Below are 15,435 nucleotides of genomic sequence, written 5' to 3' on the forward strand. Positions count from 1 at the left end.
TCCACTCTCACTTTTCTGGGGTGAGCTTAGCCACGCATACTGGGTTTTAGGTCAAACCCAGTATGCTCTGGCCCACGTTCGGGCCTAAACTCTGTTCATGGCAGACATTCACAATGATCCTTTTGCTTTGACCGGACTGACCTACGATGACGTTCTGCTTCTTCCTGAGCTGACCGATGTTGTTCCCTCTGAGGTTGATACATCTGCACAGCTGACGAAGAAGATCCGCCTGCGTATTCCTCTGCTTTCTGCAGCGATGGATACGGTGACCGAAGCGCGCATGGCGATTGCAATGGCTCGCCAGGGCGGTATCGGAATCTTGCACCGAAACCTCTCGATTGAAGAGCAAGCCTCCCAAGTTCGTCAGGTGAAGCGTTCTGAATCGGGAATGGTTGAGGACCCGGTGACCATCGGTCCCGATGCAACCATTGAGGAACTGGATCGTTTGTGTGGCCACTACCGAGTTTCAGGTCTTCCCGTTGTTGACGATCAGCAGCAGCTCATTGGCATTATTACGAACCGCGATCTGCGTTTTGTTCCTACCGATCAGTGGGCAACACTGAAGGTGCGTGACTGCATGACTCCTCGCGAACGTCTGGTGACGGGCAAGGTTGGGACCAGTCGTGAGGAAGCGAAGGCACTGCTTGCGACGAACCGCGTTGAAAAGCTGCCGATTATCGATGAGGACGGGCGTCTGACCGGTCTGATCACGGTGAAGGACTTCGTGAAGACTGAGCAGTATCCGAATGCGACGAAGGATGATCGAGGTCGTCTGATGGTCGGCGCTGCAGTTGGCTACTGGGGAGACACTTGGGAACGCGCCTGTGCACTTCGCGATGCCGGCGTTGACGTCCTAGTTGTTGATACAGCTAACGGTGGTGCTGCCTTGGCTTTGGAAATGATCCGGAAGATCAAGGCTGACTCTTCTTTCGATGGTGTTCAGATCATCGGCGGCAATGTCGCGACAACCGAAGGTGCTCAGGCTCTGATTGATGCAGGCGTTGACGCTGTGAAGGTGGGTGTTGGCCCGGGTTCGATTTGTACAACGCGTGTCGTTGCGGGCGTGGGTGTACCTCAGGTGACTGCGATCTATTTGGCATCTCTTGCGTGCAAGCCGGCAGGTGTGCCTCTGATTGCTGATGGCGGCCTGCAGTACTCCGGTGATATCGGTAAGGCAATTGTTGCCGGCGCGGACACCGTCATGTTGGGTTCGCTTCTTGCTGGCTGCGAGGAATCTCCCGGCGAGGTTGTCTTCACGAATGGCAAGCAGTACAAGCGCTACCGTGGCATGGGCTCTTTGGGTGCGATGAGTTCGCGCGGACGCAAGTCGTACTCAAAGGATCGCTACTTCCAAGCCGATGTCTCATCGGACGACAAGATCGTTCCCGAGGGCATCGAGGGCCAGGTTCCCTACACCGGTTCGCTCGCTGCAGTTGTCTACCAGCTGGTGGGCGGTCTGCATCAGACGATGTTCTACCTGGGTGCCTCGACAATTGACGCGGTGAAGCGTAATGGTCGTTTCGTTCGCATCACCTCTGCGGGCTTGCGTGAATCGCACCCGCATGACGTCCAGATGACGACTGAGGCTCCGAACTATCACTCTTCGGCGAAGTGATTCGTCAGTAGGAAGTCTTTAAGGGCACGGCTTTGAGCCGTGCCCTTATTGCATGTGGGGCGAGTCCTTATTGCATGTGAGGCGTGTCCTTATTGCATGGGCCAGCGGCGATCAATGTGTGCGTCCCTGCCTTTTGATCGCATGAAATTCTCGAAGTTTTCTGCCCAAGCTGCGTGGGCTTCCTTCTGGAAGGCGTAGATTTCCCGACAGTCTTTCGATGCGCAGTCCGGATATTTCCGGGCAATAGCAGCCAGGACATCAAGGGTCATGATGACGTCATATTCAGCAGTGTGAGCGTTTTCTGAAACGGGAACGCCGTAAGCCGCTGCCATCAATGACAGCTGCTTCTTTCCTTTGCGGAAGCGTTCAAGATAGCGGTCCAAGACCAAGGGATCGATGATCGGTGCCGGTTCTGGGGTTCCAAGTCTGTCACTGAGTGTTGGAAGCGAGTGACGGCGAAGCTCTTCTTCGAGCAGGGTGAGGTCGTAGCTTCCATTGAAGGCAACGACTGGGTAGCCCTGCGCCATATGCGCTGTCAATGCAGATGCGATTTCATTGAGAACTTCTTCGATGGGGCGCCCATGGCTGCGTGCGTGCTGGGTGGTAATGCCGTGGATTTGTGCAGCTGTGTCCGGGATATCCACGCCCGGATCAGCTAACCACGTCGTAATCGTGTCAGAATCTGGGGATCCAGATGCGCCTTCGCTGCGCAGAACCAGAGCGGCGCTGACAAGACGGTCGCGATGGGGATTGACGCCTGTCGTTTCGGTATCGAAGCCCAGCCAGGGGAGCTGAGCCCAAGAATGAGGGTGTGTGTCTGCCATGACTTAAGTCTGCATCAGAGCACTGTCATTTGCGTCCAGATTTACTGTTCGCGGCGCATAAAAGTGTCCCGCTTCGACGAAGAAGCGGGACAGAATGGAATTGACCAGTGATCAGGGATGTAACGGCAAGGGGAAGGAGAAATGTGTGTATGCACAGGGCATCTGAGCGCGATCTCGTGATGTGAGCTTCCGGGTTGCACGTTCGCTTGTACGGCGCGATACATCCTGACGATTACGGTTTTCCGTGCGTGAACTGCGTCGGAAATCCTTGGTAATGGCAGCTGCTGCTGTCAACATGGTGACCTCCTACGGATCAAATGACGAACACCGGTAGTAGGTGTATCTATGTGACGACATAGACAGTTTGCCTGTCTGCTCAGTCTGTTTCAAGTGTTTCGTGACCTTGCTTTTTCTCTTTCACTTCAAGGGAAAATCGTGATTGAGCAAAGGTGAGGAAGTGGTGAAGTTTACCCAAGGCTTCCTCATAAAGAGAATAAAATTAAAGTAAAATTTTTGGGTTTTTTACCATGTGTCCACAGGTGTTTGCGATCGAATGTAAAACCGTATCGCCATGTAGACAATATGTGAAATAGCTTACATTATGTGGCTGGTGGGGCTTCGCGTCTTCCACCTCTTGGTGACGCGTCCGACGAGATTGTGCGACTAGAATGGCGTCATGGCTAACGAGGTCGAAATTGGTCGAGGAAAACGTGGTCGTCGGGCGTATACCTTGGATGACATTGCACTAGTTTCGGCACGCCGGACCAGGGATCCCGCGGATGTGAATGTTGGCTGGCAAATCGATGCGTATCACGTCGACGTCCCTATTATGGCCGCACCTATGGACTCGGTGATGAGTCCCGATACTGCGATCCTCTTTGGCAAACTCGGCGGAATTGGGGTCTTGGATTTGGATGGATTGTGGACACGCTACGAAAACCCCCAGCCGATTCTGGATGAAATTGCGCAGCTTCCGGCAGATGGCTCGATTGCGCGTTTGCAGCAGATTTATTCTGCTCCCATTCAAGAAGACCTCATCACCGAACGTTTGCAATATATTCGCAAGGCGGGTGTCGTTGTCGCCGGAAAACTCTCGCCGCAGCGTACCCAGCGCTACTGGCGTGCAGTTGTCGAGGCCGGGGTGGACCTCTTCGTCATCCGTGGGACTACCGTTTCGGCCGAGCATGTTTCATCGCGCGCGGAGCCCCTGAACCTTAAACGTTTCATTTATGAACTCGACGTTCCGGTGATCGTTGGCGGCGTCTCAACAGATACTGCCGCGTTGCACCTCATGCGTACCGGCGCAGCAGGTATTTTGGTTGGCTTTGGAGGGGGAGCGGCGCATGCAACGCGCCAATCTCTTGGAGTCCATGCGCCTATGGCAACGGCCATTGCAGATGTTGCTGCAGCGCGTCGCGATTACATGGATGAATCGGGTGGTCGTTATGTCCACGTGATTGCAGACGGTGGAATTGGGCGCTCTGGTGATATGACACGTGCGATTGCCTGTGGAGCGGACGCAGTGATGATGGGTGCGGCCCTGGCTCGTGCTGAAGAAGCTCCCGGACGTGGATGGCATTGGGGATCCGAGGCCACGCACCCAGAGCTTCCGCGAGGACACCGCGTTCGCGTGGGGACCTCGGGTACCTTCAGCGAGATTCTCTATGGGCCATCAACGCGGGCGGATGGAACGCTCAACTTCATTGGTGCGCTTAAGCGGACAATGGCCTCGACGGGCTATTCGGAAGTGAAGGACCTGCAGAAGGCCGAAGTCGTTGTCAGCCCTTACTGGCGCTAATAGATCTGGGTGGTGAACTTGAGCGTTCACCACCCAGAATGACAGGTGTTCACCTATGCTGTCTTTTCGCTTTCCGAGCCAAAAGTCGGCGTGTGGGACTTGAGTTCTCCCATCCTGTATGGAAGGAAAAGGGTGGAGAGAAGAGTGCCTGTGAACAGCCATGGCAGTAGTGCTGGCGCGGTGATCACATCAGCGTATTCGTTGAGGAAAGCGCCAAAACTGGGCATTGCGTTCATCTGGAAGGTTCCAATCAGAACTCCCAGAGTTACGAATGGAATTGCGAAGTTGTAAGCGATCGCAATCCAGCGGATTGACCGTGAAAGTTGGACCAGATTCGCCAGCCTGAGGATCAATCCCGCAAGAGTTAATGCAAACCCAATGATGATGCCCCATGCGAGTGGCTTGGAGAGCCACAACATCGGCTGATCGCTATACATCCCCTTCAATGAAAAAACGATTCCAAGGGTGCCAAGGAAGAAAAAGACGTAGATCAAGCTATCAAGAGATGATCTCTTTTCGTCGATGATTTTCATAATGTCTCCTCGGAGACGAGAAGGTTGAAATGAAGTGCCAATCTGGCGGTGGCGGTACGAAGGCCGCGAAGGGATAACGCGTGGCGTGCAGCGATTCTTTGGTGCACCCACTAATAATTATTCCTGAGAATTTAAGTCCTTGTCAATGGTTTTTGTGCAGGTCAGGGCATAAAAGTGGGACGGCAACGAAGTGCCGTCCCACGAAATAAAAAAGGTTCTGCCTATTAAGCTGCCGAGTCGATCAGTAGAATCGTGACAGATGGGCTGAGAAGAATCAATGCCATGACAAGGGCGTAGCCCAGATTGTGCGCATAGGACGGGCCGTCTGCTTCTGAACGATTCCAGATTGCCGTGAAGGGTAGGAAAATAGCCGCAAGTAAACCGGCCACCAGAACAGTGACACGTAGGCCGGGTGCAAAAAGACCTGCGAATAGAAGAATCGTGACGCAGGCGGCAGTAACAAATGACTTTCTCACGAAGAAATCATAGGGGTATTCTCAGGACTCTCTCAGTGAAAAAGCCTGTGATTTCAGTCAATCGAAAGTGTACTAATTTTCCCGCACGTCATGCGGGAAAAAGTTATTGGGCGTCAAAGGTCTGGGCGAAGACCGAAATGCTATCGCGAAGCTTCTTAATGTTCTTACGGTTCTGCTTCCCCTGGAATGCAGGAGCAAAACCTGTAGCCTCAACGCGCATTGCTACCGATGTGCCCTGCGGGATGGAGAAGGCTGAGATCCAAATCGTTTCACCGTAGGTCAGCATTGACATATCGGTTGTTGCCTTAATGTGACCTGTCGTGGGGTCAACCATATGAATACCCCACCCCAGTTTTTGTATCTCTTGAACCAGTAGAGGAAAGGTATTCTCAAATGGAAGTGCAACAATGAAACCACCGTCGGTTTGACGTTCGAAAAGTGCCATGAGAGTTCTCTTTCCTTCAACTTTTATGTTTGTATTTTAGTACGTAGAGCTGTGCCCCGGTTTGGATACCGTCCAAACTGGGGCACAGCTACGCGTGATACCCAGTAGGCTTACTTGTCAGCGGCGCTGGGGTGCGTCATATCCGCGGGAACAACCCATGCATCAAACTCTTCGGGCGTGACAAAACCGAGCTCCAGAGCGGACTCGCGAAGTGAAATGCCCTTGTGGTGGGCGTTCTTCGCGATCTTTGAGGCCTTGTCATAACCGATGTGGCGGTTCAGTGCGGTGACCAGCATCAGGTTGATATCCAGGTGGTGCTGAATCTTTTCGCGGTTCGGCTCAATGCCGTATGCGCAGTGGATATCGAAGGACACGCAGGCGTCACCCAGTAGGCGGATCGATTCCAGAACATTCCATGCCATGACGGGCTTGAAAACATTGAGCTGGAAGTTGCCCTGTGAACCAGCGAAGCCGACGGTTGCGTCGTTGCCGAAGACCTGGGTTGCGACCATGGTCATGGCCTCGCACTGGGTCGGGTTGACCTTGCCGGGCATAATCGACGATCCGGGCTCGTTCTCGGGGATGATGAGCTCGCCGATGCCGTCGCGCGGACCGGAAGCGTACCAGCGCACATCGTTGGCGATCTTCATGAGTGCATCGGCCAGAACACGCAGTGCACCAGAGACCAGCACCAGTGCGTCGTGTGCGCCCAGGGCTGCAAACAGGTTCGAGGCCTGCTTGAACTCAATGCCGGTTTCCTCAGAAATCTTCTGCGCAGCCAGCTGACCGAATGCAGGGTGAGCATTGAGTCCGGTTCCCACCGCGGTTCCGCCAATTGCCAGTTCACGTGCACGAGAATCCGCGTAGCGAATGCCGTCAAGTGCGAAATCGATCTGTGCAACCCAGCCGGAAATAACCTGGCCAAGCGTAATGGGCGTTGCATCCTGCAGGTGGGTGCGGCCAACCATGACGACGTCGGCGTATTCCTTCGACTTCTTGTCCAAGGTGTTGCGCAGCTGCTCAACGCGCGGGTACATCGCCTGAAGCTCCTGAACCACAGCAATGTGCATCGCGGTGGGGAAGGTGTCATTTGAGGACTGGCCGCGGTTAACGTGATCGTTCGGGTGAACGGGGGTCTTGGAGCCCATGACGCCGCCCGCAAGTTCGATGGCGCGGTTCGAGATCACTTCGTTGGCATTCATATTGGACTGAGTGCCCGAACCGGTTTGGAAGACAACCAGCGGGAAATGGTCGTCAAGCTTGCCCTCGATGACCTCATCGGCGGCGCGTGCAATCAGGTCCGCGATATCTTGGGGCAGCTCTCCCAGCTCGGCGTTTGCCAGTGCCGCGGCCTTCTTCAGCGTTCCCAGTGCGCGCACCATGGGGCGGCCCCAGACGAAAGTGTTACGGCCGATGTCGAAATTGTGCAGTGAACGTTCGGTTTGTGCTCCCCAGTAACGATCTGCGGCAACCTCAACGGTTCCCATCGAATCTGATTCGGTACGGGTGTTCTCAGCCATGAGTATCTCCTTCACCTCTGTGATCAGGACTGTACCTCTTAAGCGTACCCGTAGAGCTTCACATTTCAGGGGTCACATGTCCTACTTTGACACCTGAGCCAAAACGCAAGAGAAGCACCCTCAACATCTGCATAGGGTTAAAGGGTGAATCCTGTGCGCAAGACTCTTCTTCTTTCCCAGGCTCTGTGGGCAAAGTGCACTCTTCGCCTGGCCCCCGAAGCAGCCGGTGAGCGTCACGGGATCGTCCCTCCTTCCTCTTTCGTTCCCGAGGCCTCGGCCCGACCGCTGCGATTGGTTGCCATTGGGGATTCCTTGGTTGCGGGAAGCGGTGTAGAAAATCAAAATCTTGCTTTGACTCCGCGAATCGCACGAAAAATTGCCGATACGGTCAATCGGCCGGTTCAGTGGGAGACGCACGCGAAACTGGGGTCGACCATGCGTCGCGTACGTTACCGTTTTCTTCCCGAAGTAACTGGGCACATTGACATTCTCTTCATCTGTGCGGGGAGCAACGATGTCATGGCAAAGAGAAGTAAAGAAGACTGGCTTGATGATCTCCGAGCAGTAATTGAGCAGGCAAGAACTCGTGCCGATCACGTCATTGTGTGTTCTTCCGGCCAGCCGCACCATTCCCCGAAACTGCCTGCGATGCTCCGACGGGAGCTCGCGCGCAGAATTGATTGGCAGACCGCGGCTTCTCTGCGAATCTGTGGGGAATATGGAGTTGATTTTGTTGATGTCGCACACGCAGAGCTGGTTTCAGACTTCTGGGCGACAGATGGTTTCCATCCCAGCGCCTCCGGCTATGAACAAGCATCTGGATTGGTTGTTCAGGCGATGAGCTATCTTCCTGAAATGACTGCTACTATCCGGTAGATATCAAAGAAGGGCAATCCGAAGCGCTCATAGGGGAGTGACGACAATGCCAGAAGATACGCACTCTCACAGGAGAAAAGCGCGCGTGGCAATCTGTGCGCTATTTTTCACCAACGGGCTTCTTATTGGCAGCTTGGTGCTTCGCTTCCCTGAAATCAAAGATGCCTTTGACCTCTCGGCAAGTGTTTACGGCGTGACGATCGCACTATCGTCGCTGGGGGGAATTTGTGCGGGCCCCTTCGCAGCAAAGGTTGTTCGCCGCTTAACCTCGCGAATTGCGGCCTCGCTTCTGACAATTGGGATCGGAATCGCGGTACTGACAATCGGTCTGAGTGCGACTCTGCGTCCCTTAGTTTCCTCGGGTTCTCTTCACTCGGTTGTGTTGTATCTGCTTCTTGCGTTCGGTTTCTTCCTGAACGGCTGCAGTGATTCTTTGGTGGATGTCGCACAAAATATGCAGGGCTTGCGTCTGCAACGTGAATATCGACGTCCCATCATCAGTTCATTCCACGGAATGTGGTCCGTGGGCGCAGCAGCAGGCGGGGGCTTTGGGATTCTCACGACTGCCTTTCACGTTTCGCTTCTTGCCCATACCCTCATTGCTTCTTTGGGCTGCATTGCGCTGGGATTACTTGTCCTTCCTTTCACCCTTCCCGGCGTAGATCCAGACAACTCGGAAGAAACAGACCGAGAGGATCTCTCTCGTGTCCGAACTCGTCCCCTGGCTCCGGCGATCGTTTTGGGATTGCTTGTTGTTTTATGCATTTCCGGAATGCTCATCGAGGATGCCGGATCTAGCTGGGCGACGCTTTTTATGCGTGATTACGCGAAGACAGGCGCGGCGCTTGCGGGAAGTGGGTATGTTGTTCTGTTATCGACTCATGCTCTGGGGCGTTTTATTGCAGACCCCTTGGTTGGTAGATTTGGCCCGCGCGCAGTCGTAGCGGGTGGGGGAGGGCTCATCCTTGTCGGGATGGGAGGCGGACTACTCATAGGGACAACCCCTGCCCTGCTGCTCGGATTTGCGGCGGCGGGAATTGGTGCCTCGGCCTCGGTACCTATTGCCTACAATGCAGCTCACGATATCCACGGAATGGATCCCGCGGTTGGCCTGACAATTGTGTCGTGGTTGGGGCGCCTGGCTTTTCTTGTCGCGCCGCCTCTTGTTGGGCTTCTGGTTCAGCACACATCCCTTCTGGCAGCAATGCTGATCATTCCCGCCGCGGGCGTTGCATTGATGGCAAGCTCCCTTGTGCTTGCCCCCAGGCAGCTACGCGTGCAAAAGTGAAGACATGGACTTTCTTGGAATCAGCGGACCCGAAGCGATCATCATCGCTGTGGTGATCCTTGCGGTTCTAGGCCCCAAAGGAATGAGTGAGGCGGCGCGGCGCATCATTGATGTGCGTAGGCGCTACCAAGCGCTCACCGCCTCGTTCAGGCAGCAGTCGGATCAAGCGATGGCGCAGCTTCGCGCTTACGCTGACGACGCCGTGCAAGAAGATCGCGCAGCCAACACACCCCAATCGCCCCAAAATACAGAGCCAGAAGCGCGCACATCTGAAGAATCATCGACCACAGGTCGGGAAGTGGATTTGTAATCGCGGCGAATACGGTCGCTCCCACAACAGCCCAGCGCCAATGTCGAAGGATCTGCCCAGTTGAGGCAAGTCCCAAAGCGTGAATCCCAATAATGATCATGGGGAAAAGAAAAGACGCACCGATCACCAAGGTCAGGATCACGACGAAGCTGATATAGGAATCGAAATCCAGAAGCGCAGAGGTGCCTTGGGGAAGCTCAGAGAGTAAAAGGCTGACCGCATGGGGGAGGAACCACAGCGCCGAGGCGACTCCCGCAAGGAAAAGAATCGCGCTGGGGATCGCGATCAGTGCGGCGCGTCGTTTTTCCGTGCGCGTGAGAGCGGGGGCGATGAAAAGCCAGAGTTGGGTCAGCCACCACGGAGTCGTCAGAACGAAGCCCGCCCAGAGTGCGAAGGTGATGTGGGTCGAAAAGGGGCCGATGATCGTGCGGAAGTTTATTCCCGAGGCCCCGGCTGAGGCGAGCGGACGTGTGAGCCACGTGGTTGCCGGAGTGTAGAGGAACCACGCGCCGATTGCTCCGACGAGGATGCCTGCAAGACTGAGCAGAAGCCGCGCGCGCAACTCAAGGAGGTGGCGCGTCAATGACATATACGCTTCAGAGTCAGCCTTGGCCATTGGTCCGCGGTGAAGTGATGGTGCGTTAGAGGGGAATTACTTCGACGAATCCGTGTTTTCCGGCTGAGAGGTAGACGCCTGGTCGCCGGCGGATGAGGAGTCTTGAGACAAGTCGTTCATTTCCTCTTTGAGGATTTTTGCGCTCTTGCCGATGGAACGCGCCAAGTCGGGGAGCTTTTGGGCGCCGAAGAGTACAAGAACGACGACAAGAACGATGATCCAGTGGATGGGACGCATGGGTTCTCCTTCTGATACGGCTTCTGGGTTGAGCCTACACCGCCTTTCGTGATCTCAGCGTGAGAAAGACAACGTAAAGGGGACGTGCTTAGGTAACACAGGTTATCCTAAGTTCAGTTAATTAGGTTATGAGTGGTTATCGTAAATCATTCGGTTGGGAGATGAATGTTCCTCGCGAACTTCTTGATTGCCCTGAGAGAGGGAGTTGAAGCGGCCCTCATCGTTGGAGTGGTCGCAGCATACTTGGTCAAGGTCGGAAGAAAAAACCTCCTTCCCAAAGTGTGGCTGGGAGTTGTCATCGCGGCAGCCCTTCCCCTGAGTCTCGGCGCAATCATGACCTGGGGACCCTACACGCTGTCATTCCAGGCGCAGGAAATCCTTGGTGGAACGCTCTCATTGGTCGCGGTTGCCATGGTGACGTGGATGATCTTGTGGATGAGTTCAAACTCTCGCCAATTTGCGCGCAAACTTTGCGAAGACACTGCCGCACAGCTGGCCTCAGGCTCTGATTGGGGAGTCGTCTGGATCGCTTTCATTGCCGTGGCGCGAGAAGGAATCGAAACCGCGCTCTTCGTGTGGGCAACAATCAAATCCTCGGCAGAAAACTCGATCGCAGCCCCCGCGCTCGGAGTGGTCACTGGTTTGCTCGTCGCCGTTGTGATCGGCTGGCTGATCTACACCGGAGCCGCTCGCATCAACCTCTCTATTTTCTTCAATATCACCGGTCTGCTCCTGATTTTCGTCGCAGCAGGAATCGTTTCCTACGGTATCGGCGACCTTCAGGAAGCCTCGGTGATTCCGGGATGGGGAACCCCCATCTATGACATCACCGCATACCTTGATGGCTCGGTCCACTCGTGGCTGACCACCTCCTCGTGGTGGTGGACGCTTCTGGAAGCAATGTTCAACGTCAATGCCGCACCCACCCACCTGCAGCTTATCGGCTGGGTGCTCTACATCGTCATCATTCTGCCGCTCTTCCTGGTCCGTTCCGGGATGGTCGGCGCCAAACACCCCACCCTTAAAGGAGAACAATGAAAACCTCCCGCACACGCCTCGTCATTGGAGTTGCGGCTGTTTCTGCACTGGGTTTGAGCGCCTGCGTCGCCAATAACTCCTCGAGCACCTCGGCCTCGGGAAGCGCTGGCGCAAGCGATGCACCCCTGACCGTCACCATCACCGATGACACGTGTAAGGTTTCCGCAGCGAGCGTTCCCTCAGGCGTTGTCACCTTCAAGCTGACCAACAATGGAACCGTCCGGAACGAATTTGAAATCCTTGCTGAAGACAAGCTTCGCATTGTCGGAGAGCGCGAAAACCTGGGTCCCGGAACCTCAGTTGACTACACAGTCACTCTGCAGCCCGGTAAGTACTTCACTGCCTGCAAGAAGAATATGGTTGGCGCGTTGGTCGGCGCCGCTGAGTTCACCGTGACCGACTCGGGCAAGGCCGTCGAGGTCAGCTCGGATGAGCAGGCGCAGATCGATGCTGCCGTCACGAACTACACCGCATACGTTCGCGATCAATCCGGACAACTGCTCGAAGAGACCAAGTCCTTCGCCGAGCTCTACAAGAAGGGCGATTTTGAGGCCGCGCGCAAGGCCTACGCTCCCACGCGCATGTACTACGAGCGCATCGAACCCACTGCCGAGGCCTTCGGCGACATCGATCCCGCACTGGACCAGCGCGAAGCTGACTGGCAGGAAGAAGGTGCGGACGGTGAATGGACAGGCTGGCACGCCATCGAAAAGGACCTGTGGCGTCCCGATGGCTACCAGGGGCTGAGCGAGGAACAGCGCACAGCAATGGCTGACAAGCTGGTTGAGGACACTCAAAAGCTCTACGATCTGGTCTACTCCGACGACTTCAAGATCACTCTGTCAGATATTTCCAACGGTGCGATCTCGCTGCTTGAAGAGGTTGCCACCACGAAGATCACCGGTGAAGAAGAAGCCTTCTCTCACACTGATCTGTATGACTTCGTCGCAAACGTCGAGGGCGCGAAGGTTGCCTACGGCGAGGTTGAAGATATCGCGAAGGCCAAGGATGCCAAGCTTGCAGGAAAGATTTCCGATGCCTTCACCGAGCTTCAGCGCGAGCTCGATAAGTACAAGGACGGCGACGGTTACGTCTCTTACGACAGCATTGATGAAGCTGGCCGTAAGGCGCTTTCCGACAAGGTCAATGCGCTGCGCCTTCCCTTGGCTCAGCTGACCGCAGCAATCGTTCAGTAATTACTGAACACAGCGAGTTGGGCGTGGCGCACTTCGGAGGGGTGCCACGCCCAACCGCATCATCAAAATCCATCTGTCATTTAAGGACCCAGTCATGACTCAGCATCACGAAACAGCTGAAAACAATGGCAATGCCGACCACGAGGGCACCAGGGAAGGACTCTCGCGTCGTCAATTTTTAGGATTAGCCGGGCTTGGCGCACTTACTCTTGGGTTGGGGGGCGCCGGTGGATTTGCATTAGGACGTCACGCGGGTGATGGCATCGATGCCGATGTCATGAAAAAGAGCTACGAGTTTCGCGGTGAACATCAGCAAGGAATTATTACTCCGGCGCAGCAGCAGATGCACACCGCGGCATTTGACTTAACGACCACGAACCGCGACACGCTCATTGAACTTCTCCAAGACTGGACTTTGGCAGCGGAGCGTATGACCCGCGGCGAACTCGTGAAGGAGTACACGACATCCCTGAACGCGGCCCCTGCCGATACCGGCGAGGCCATGGGCTTGGGCCCCGCAGGCCTGACCATCACCTTCGGAGTGGGGAAGACACTGTTCATCGATGACGAGGGGCGCGATCGATTTGGTTTAGCGGATAAGCTGCCCGTTGCCCTTCGCGATGGTATTCCCCCCATGGCTGCCGAGAAGCTCGACCCCAAGCGCGGCGGGGGAGATCTCATCATTCAGGCCTGTTCTGAAGACCCGATGGTCAATCTTCATGCTCTTCATAACCTCACGCGCATCGCTTTTGGCCGAGCCACCATGCGTTGGACCCAACTGGGCTATGGACGGACCTCCTCGACCTCAAAGTCTCAGGAAACGCCTCGTAATCTTTTTGGCTTCAAGGATGGGACATCCAACATCAAGGCTGAGGACTCCCAGTCGGAACTCGATAAGCACCTGTGGATTCAATCCGGTGACGATCAGGGCTCGTGGGCTGCTGGCGGCTCCTACATGTGCGTTCGTAAAATCAAGATGATGATGGAGGTCTGGGACGAACTGGTCCTGGCTGAACAGGAACAGATCATCGGGCGCGATAAGATCCACGGAGCGCCTCTGTCAGGCGGCGAAGAATTCACCAATCCTGATTTCGCGAAGGAAGGACAAGAGGGCAACCCCACCGTTGGATCTTCAGGTCTGGCAATCGCTCCCGATTCACATGTCGCCATGATGAATCCGACCAACAACTCGGGACGGCGCATGCTGCGCCGCGGATATAACTACCTTGAAGGTGTGGACTACCTGGGGCGCTTGGATGCGGGTCTGTTCTTCGTCGCCTACGTTCGTAACCCCGCTGAAGGCTTCATCCCTGTACTTTCCAAGATGAAGAGTGATCAGCTGACTGAATACCTTCAGCACCTAGCATCGGGTGTATACCTCATGCTCCCGGGTATCAAAGAAACTGACACCTACGTGGGACAGAAGCTCTTCGAGTAAAGGGGAAATGTGATGACTGAATCGAATCAGACGGGCGAACACGCAAACCTAAGCGAGTCCCTTCCCATTTCGCAACGTCCGGCCTCGAACGCTCCCGGACACTGGGTTCTCGCCCGCGTTGGCAAGCGCGTTCTGCGTCCCGGAGGCTTGGAACTGACCCTTCAGATGCTGTCCAATGCACGCTTGACCGGTGCACGCGTCGTTGAGTTCGCCCCCGGACTTGGACGCACTGCAACGGAAATTCTGGCTGCGCGACCGGCCTCGTACACGGGGATCGAAAAAGACCCGGCCGCTGCACAGCAGGTCGCCGAGCTGGTTGGTGTGCGTGGGACGGTTGTGAATGCTGACGCTGCCGCGACCGGCTTGGACGCGGGAAGCGCCGACGTAGTCGTGGGCGAGGCCATGCTCACCATGCAGGGAGAGAAAGCTAAACGCGCGATCATTTCCGAGGCCGTGCGGCTGCTGGCACCGGGAGGACGCTATGCGATCCATGAGCTTGCTGTTCAACCTGATGATATCGACGAAGAATTGCACACTCGGATTCGTCAAGACCTTGCGCGAGCTATTCACGTGAACGCGCGCCCGCTGACCTGCGAGCAGTGGGCGGAACTACTGGAAGAGTGCGGCCTCGTTGTTGAAACGATTCAAACCGCGCCGATGGCTCTACTCGATTTCTCGCGCAATGTCCGAGACGAAGGCTTTGCACAGACGCTGCGAATCATTCGAAATGTTCTTTCAGATCGAGAGCTACGTGCCCGTGTGCTAGGAATGAGGAAGACTTTCCGCACATATCAACAGTGGATGTGCGGGGTGACAATCGTGGCTCGTAAGCCACTGGAAGGAAACACCAATGACGCTCAGTGACGACACAAATCTTGAGGTCCCCGTGCCGATCATGACTGATGTTCAAGACATCGCCTCGATGATCCAGATCAACGAACAGGCCACGGTTTCGCGCACCGTCATGCACTGTGAAGGGATGCGTCTGGTGCTCTTCTCCTTCGATAAGGACGAGATTCTCAGTGAGCACACCGCGGCAATGCCCGTGATTCTTCAGACCCTCGAGGGTGCTCTGGAAATCGTCGCTGATGGCCGTACAGTGATTCTGCGTCCGGGAGATGTTATCCACTTCGGAACGCGCCTTCCGCATGCAGTGCGTGCATTGGAGCCCTCGAAGTTGGCTCTTTTCATGCTCGACTCGCGCGAGCGTGCACCGAAGAAGTAA

Annotated in this window: 16 protein-coding genes and 1 pseudogene; 10 read left to right on the forward strand and 7 right to left on the reverse strand. The window is 55.4% G+C overall.

Going from position 1 to position 15,435, the window contains the following annotated elements:
- The first annotated feature begins 97 nt into the window (after positions 1-97).
- Positions 98-1,615, forward strand: coding sequence for an IMP dehydrogenase (gene guaB, locus RW023_RS04055; protein ID WP_009408854.1), 1,518 nt, complete (start codon positions 98-100; stop codon positions 1,613-1,615).
- Positions 1,616-1,704: 89 nt separating this feature from the next.
- Here the strand turns inward: guaB and RW023_RS04060 are convergent, their stop codons facing one another.
- Positions 1,705-2,439, reverse strand: coding sequence for an exonuclease domain-containing protein (locus tag RW023_RS04060; RefSeq protein WP_315579995.1), 735 nt, complete (start codon positions 2,437-2,439; stop codon positions 1,705-1,707).
- A 676-nt stretch (positions 2,440-3,115) separates the two neighbouring features.
- Here RW023_RS04060 and RW023_RS04065 point away from each other — a divergent pair.
- On the forward strand, positions 3,116-4,237 hold the full coding sequence (locus RW023_RS04065; RefSeq protein ID WP_019126456.1) for a GuaB3 family IMP dehydrogenase-related protein: 1,122 nt from the start codon (positions 3,116-3,118) through the stop codon (positions 4,235-4,237).
- Positions 4,238-4,290: 53 nt separating this feature from the next.
- Here RW023_RS04065 and RW023_RS04070 read toward each other — a convergent pair whose 3' ends face one another.
- The 4 genes from RW023_RS04070 to fumC all read right to left on the reverse strand — a co-directional run bounded on the left by RW023_RS04070 (position 4,291) and on the right by fumC (position 7,211).
- A complete protein-coding gene (locus RW023_RS04070) occupies positions 4,291-4,770 on the reverse strand; it encodes a hypothetical protein (RefSeq protein ID WP_315579996.1) in 480 nt (159 codons plus the stop codon).
- Positions 4,771-4,994: 224 nt separating this feature from the next.
- Positions 4,995-5,246: a hypothetical protein gene (locus tag RW023_RS04075; RefSeq protein ID WP_315579997.1), complete on the reverse strand. Its 252-nt coding sequence runs from the start codon at positions 5,244-5,246 to the stop codon at positions 4,995-4,997.
- 103 nt (positions 5,247-5,349) lie between these two features.
- Positions 5,350-5,691 carry a hypothetical protein gene (locus RW023_RS04080; protein ID WP_315579998.1) on the reverse strand — a complete coding sequence of 114 codons (342 nt, stop codon included), beginning with the start codon at positions 5,689-5,691 and terminating at the stop codon, positions 5,350-5,352.
- A gap of 110 nt (positions 5,692-5,801) precedes the next feature.
- A complete protein-coding gene (gene fumC, locus RW023_RS04085) occupies positions 5,802-7,211 on the reverse strand; it encodes a class II fumarate hydratase (RefSeq protein WP_315579999.1) in 1,410 nt (469 codons plus the stop codon).
- A gap of 153 nt (positions 7,212-7,364) precedes the next feature.
- Between fumC and RW023_RS04090 the strand changes: the two genes are divergently transcribed.
- The 3 genes and pseudogenes from RW023_RS04090 to RW023_RS08395 all read left to right on the forward strand — a co-directional run.
- Positions 7,365-8,087, forward strand: coding sequence for an SGNH/GDSL hydrolase family protein (locus RW023_RS04090; protein WP_315580000.1), 723 nt, complete (start codon positions 7,365-7,367; stop codon positions 8,085-8,087).
- 46 nt (positions 8,088-8,133) lie between these two features.
- Positions 8,134-9,375 (forward strand): MFS transporter, encoded by a 1,242-nt coding sequence (locus tag RW023_RS04095; protein ID WP_315580001.1) that lies wholly within the window; start codon positions 8,134-8,136, stop codon positions 9,373-9,375.
- A 4-nt stretch (positions 9,376-9,379) separates the two neighbouring features.
- Positions 9,380-9,463: pseudogene (locus tag RW023_RS08395) on the forward strand (hypothetical protein); the annotation flags it as partial.
- A 58-nt stretch (positions 9,464-9,521) separates the two neighbouring features.
- Here RW023_RS08395 and tatC read toward each other — a convergent pair.
- Positions 9,522-10,301, reverse strand: a complete 780-nt coding sequence (gene tatC / locus RW023_RS04100) for a twin-arginine translocase subunit TatC (protein ID WP_315580002.1) — start codon at positions 10,299-10,301, stop codon at positions 9,522-9,524.
- A gap of 36 nt (positions 10,302-10,337) precedes the next feature.
- Positions 10,338-10,538, reverse strand: coding sequence for a Sec-independent protein translocase subunit TatA (gene tatA / locus RW023_RS04105; RefSeq protein WP_315580003.1), 201 nt, complete (start codon positions 10,536-10,538; stop codon positions 10,338-10,340).
- A 165-nt stretch (positions 10,539-10,703) separates the two neighbouring features.
- Here tatA and efeU point away from each other — a divergent pair, with 165 nt between their 5' ends.
- The 5 genes from efeU (at position 10,704) to RW023_RS04130 (ending at position 15,435) form a co-directional block, all read left to right on the forward strand.
- On the forward strand, positions 10,704-11,576 hold the full coding sequence (efeU, locus tag RW023_RS04110) for an iron uptake transporter permease EfeU (RefSeq protein ID WP_315580004.1): 873 nt from the start codon (positions 10,704-10,706) through the stop codon (positions 11,574-11,576).
- Positions 11,573-12,772, forward strand: coding sequence for an iron uptake system protein EfeO (efeO, locus tag RW023_RS04115; RefSeq protein WP_315580005.1), 1,200 nt, complete (start codon positions 11,573-11,575; stop codon positions 12,770-12,772). The genes efeU and efeO overlap by 4 nt, the downstream gene beginning before the upstream one ends.
- A 94-nt stretch (positions 12,773-12,866) precedes the next feature.
- Positions 12,867-14,210, forward strand: a complete 1,344-nt coding sequence (gene efeB, locus RW023_RS04120) for an iron uptake transporter deferrochelatase/peroxidase subunit (RefSeq protein WP_315580006.1) — start codon at positions 12,867-12,869, stop codon at positions 14,208-14,210.
- A 12-nt stretch (positions 14,211-14,222) separates the two neighbouring features.
- Positions 14,223-15,074 carry a class I SAM-dependent methyltransferase gene (locus RW023_RS04125; protein ID WP_315580007.1) on the forward strand — a complete coding sequence of 284 codons (852 nt, stop codon included), beginning with the start codon at positions 14,223-14,225 and terminating at the stop codon, positions 15,072-15,074.
- Entirely contained in the window at positions 15,061-15,435 is a 375-nt protein-coding gene (locus RW023_RS04130; RefSeq protein WP_314968581.1) for a cupin domain-containing protein, read from the forward strand. The genes RW023_RS04125 and RW023_RS04130 overlap by 14 nt, the downstream gene beginning before the upstream one ends.

This window comes from uncultured Actinomyces sp. (assembly GCF_963542285.1).
In the GTDB taxonomy this organism is placed as follows: Bacteria; Actinomycetota; Actinomycetes; order Actinomycetales; family Actinomycetaceae; genus Pauljensenia.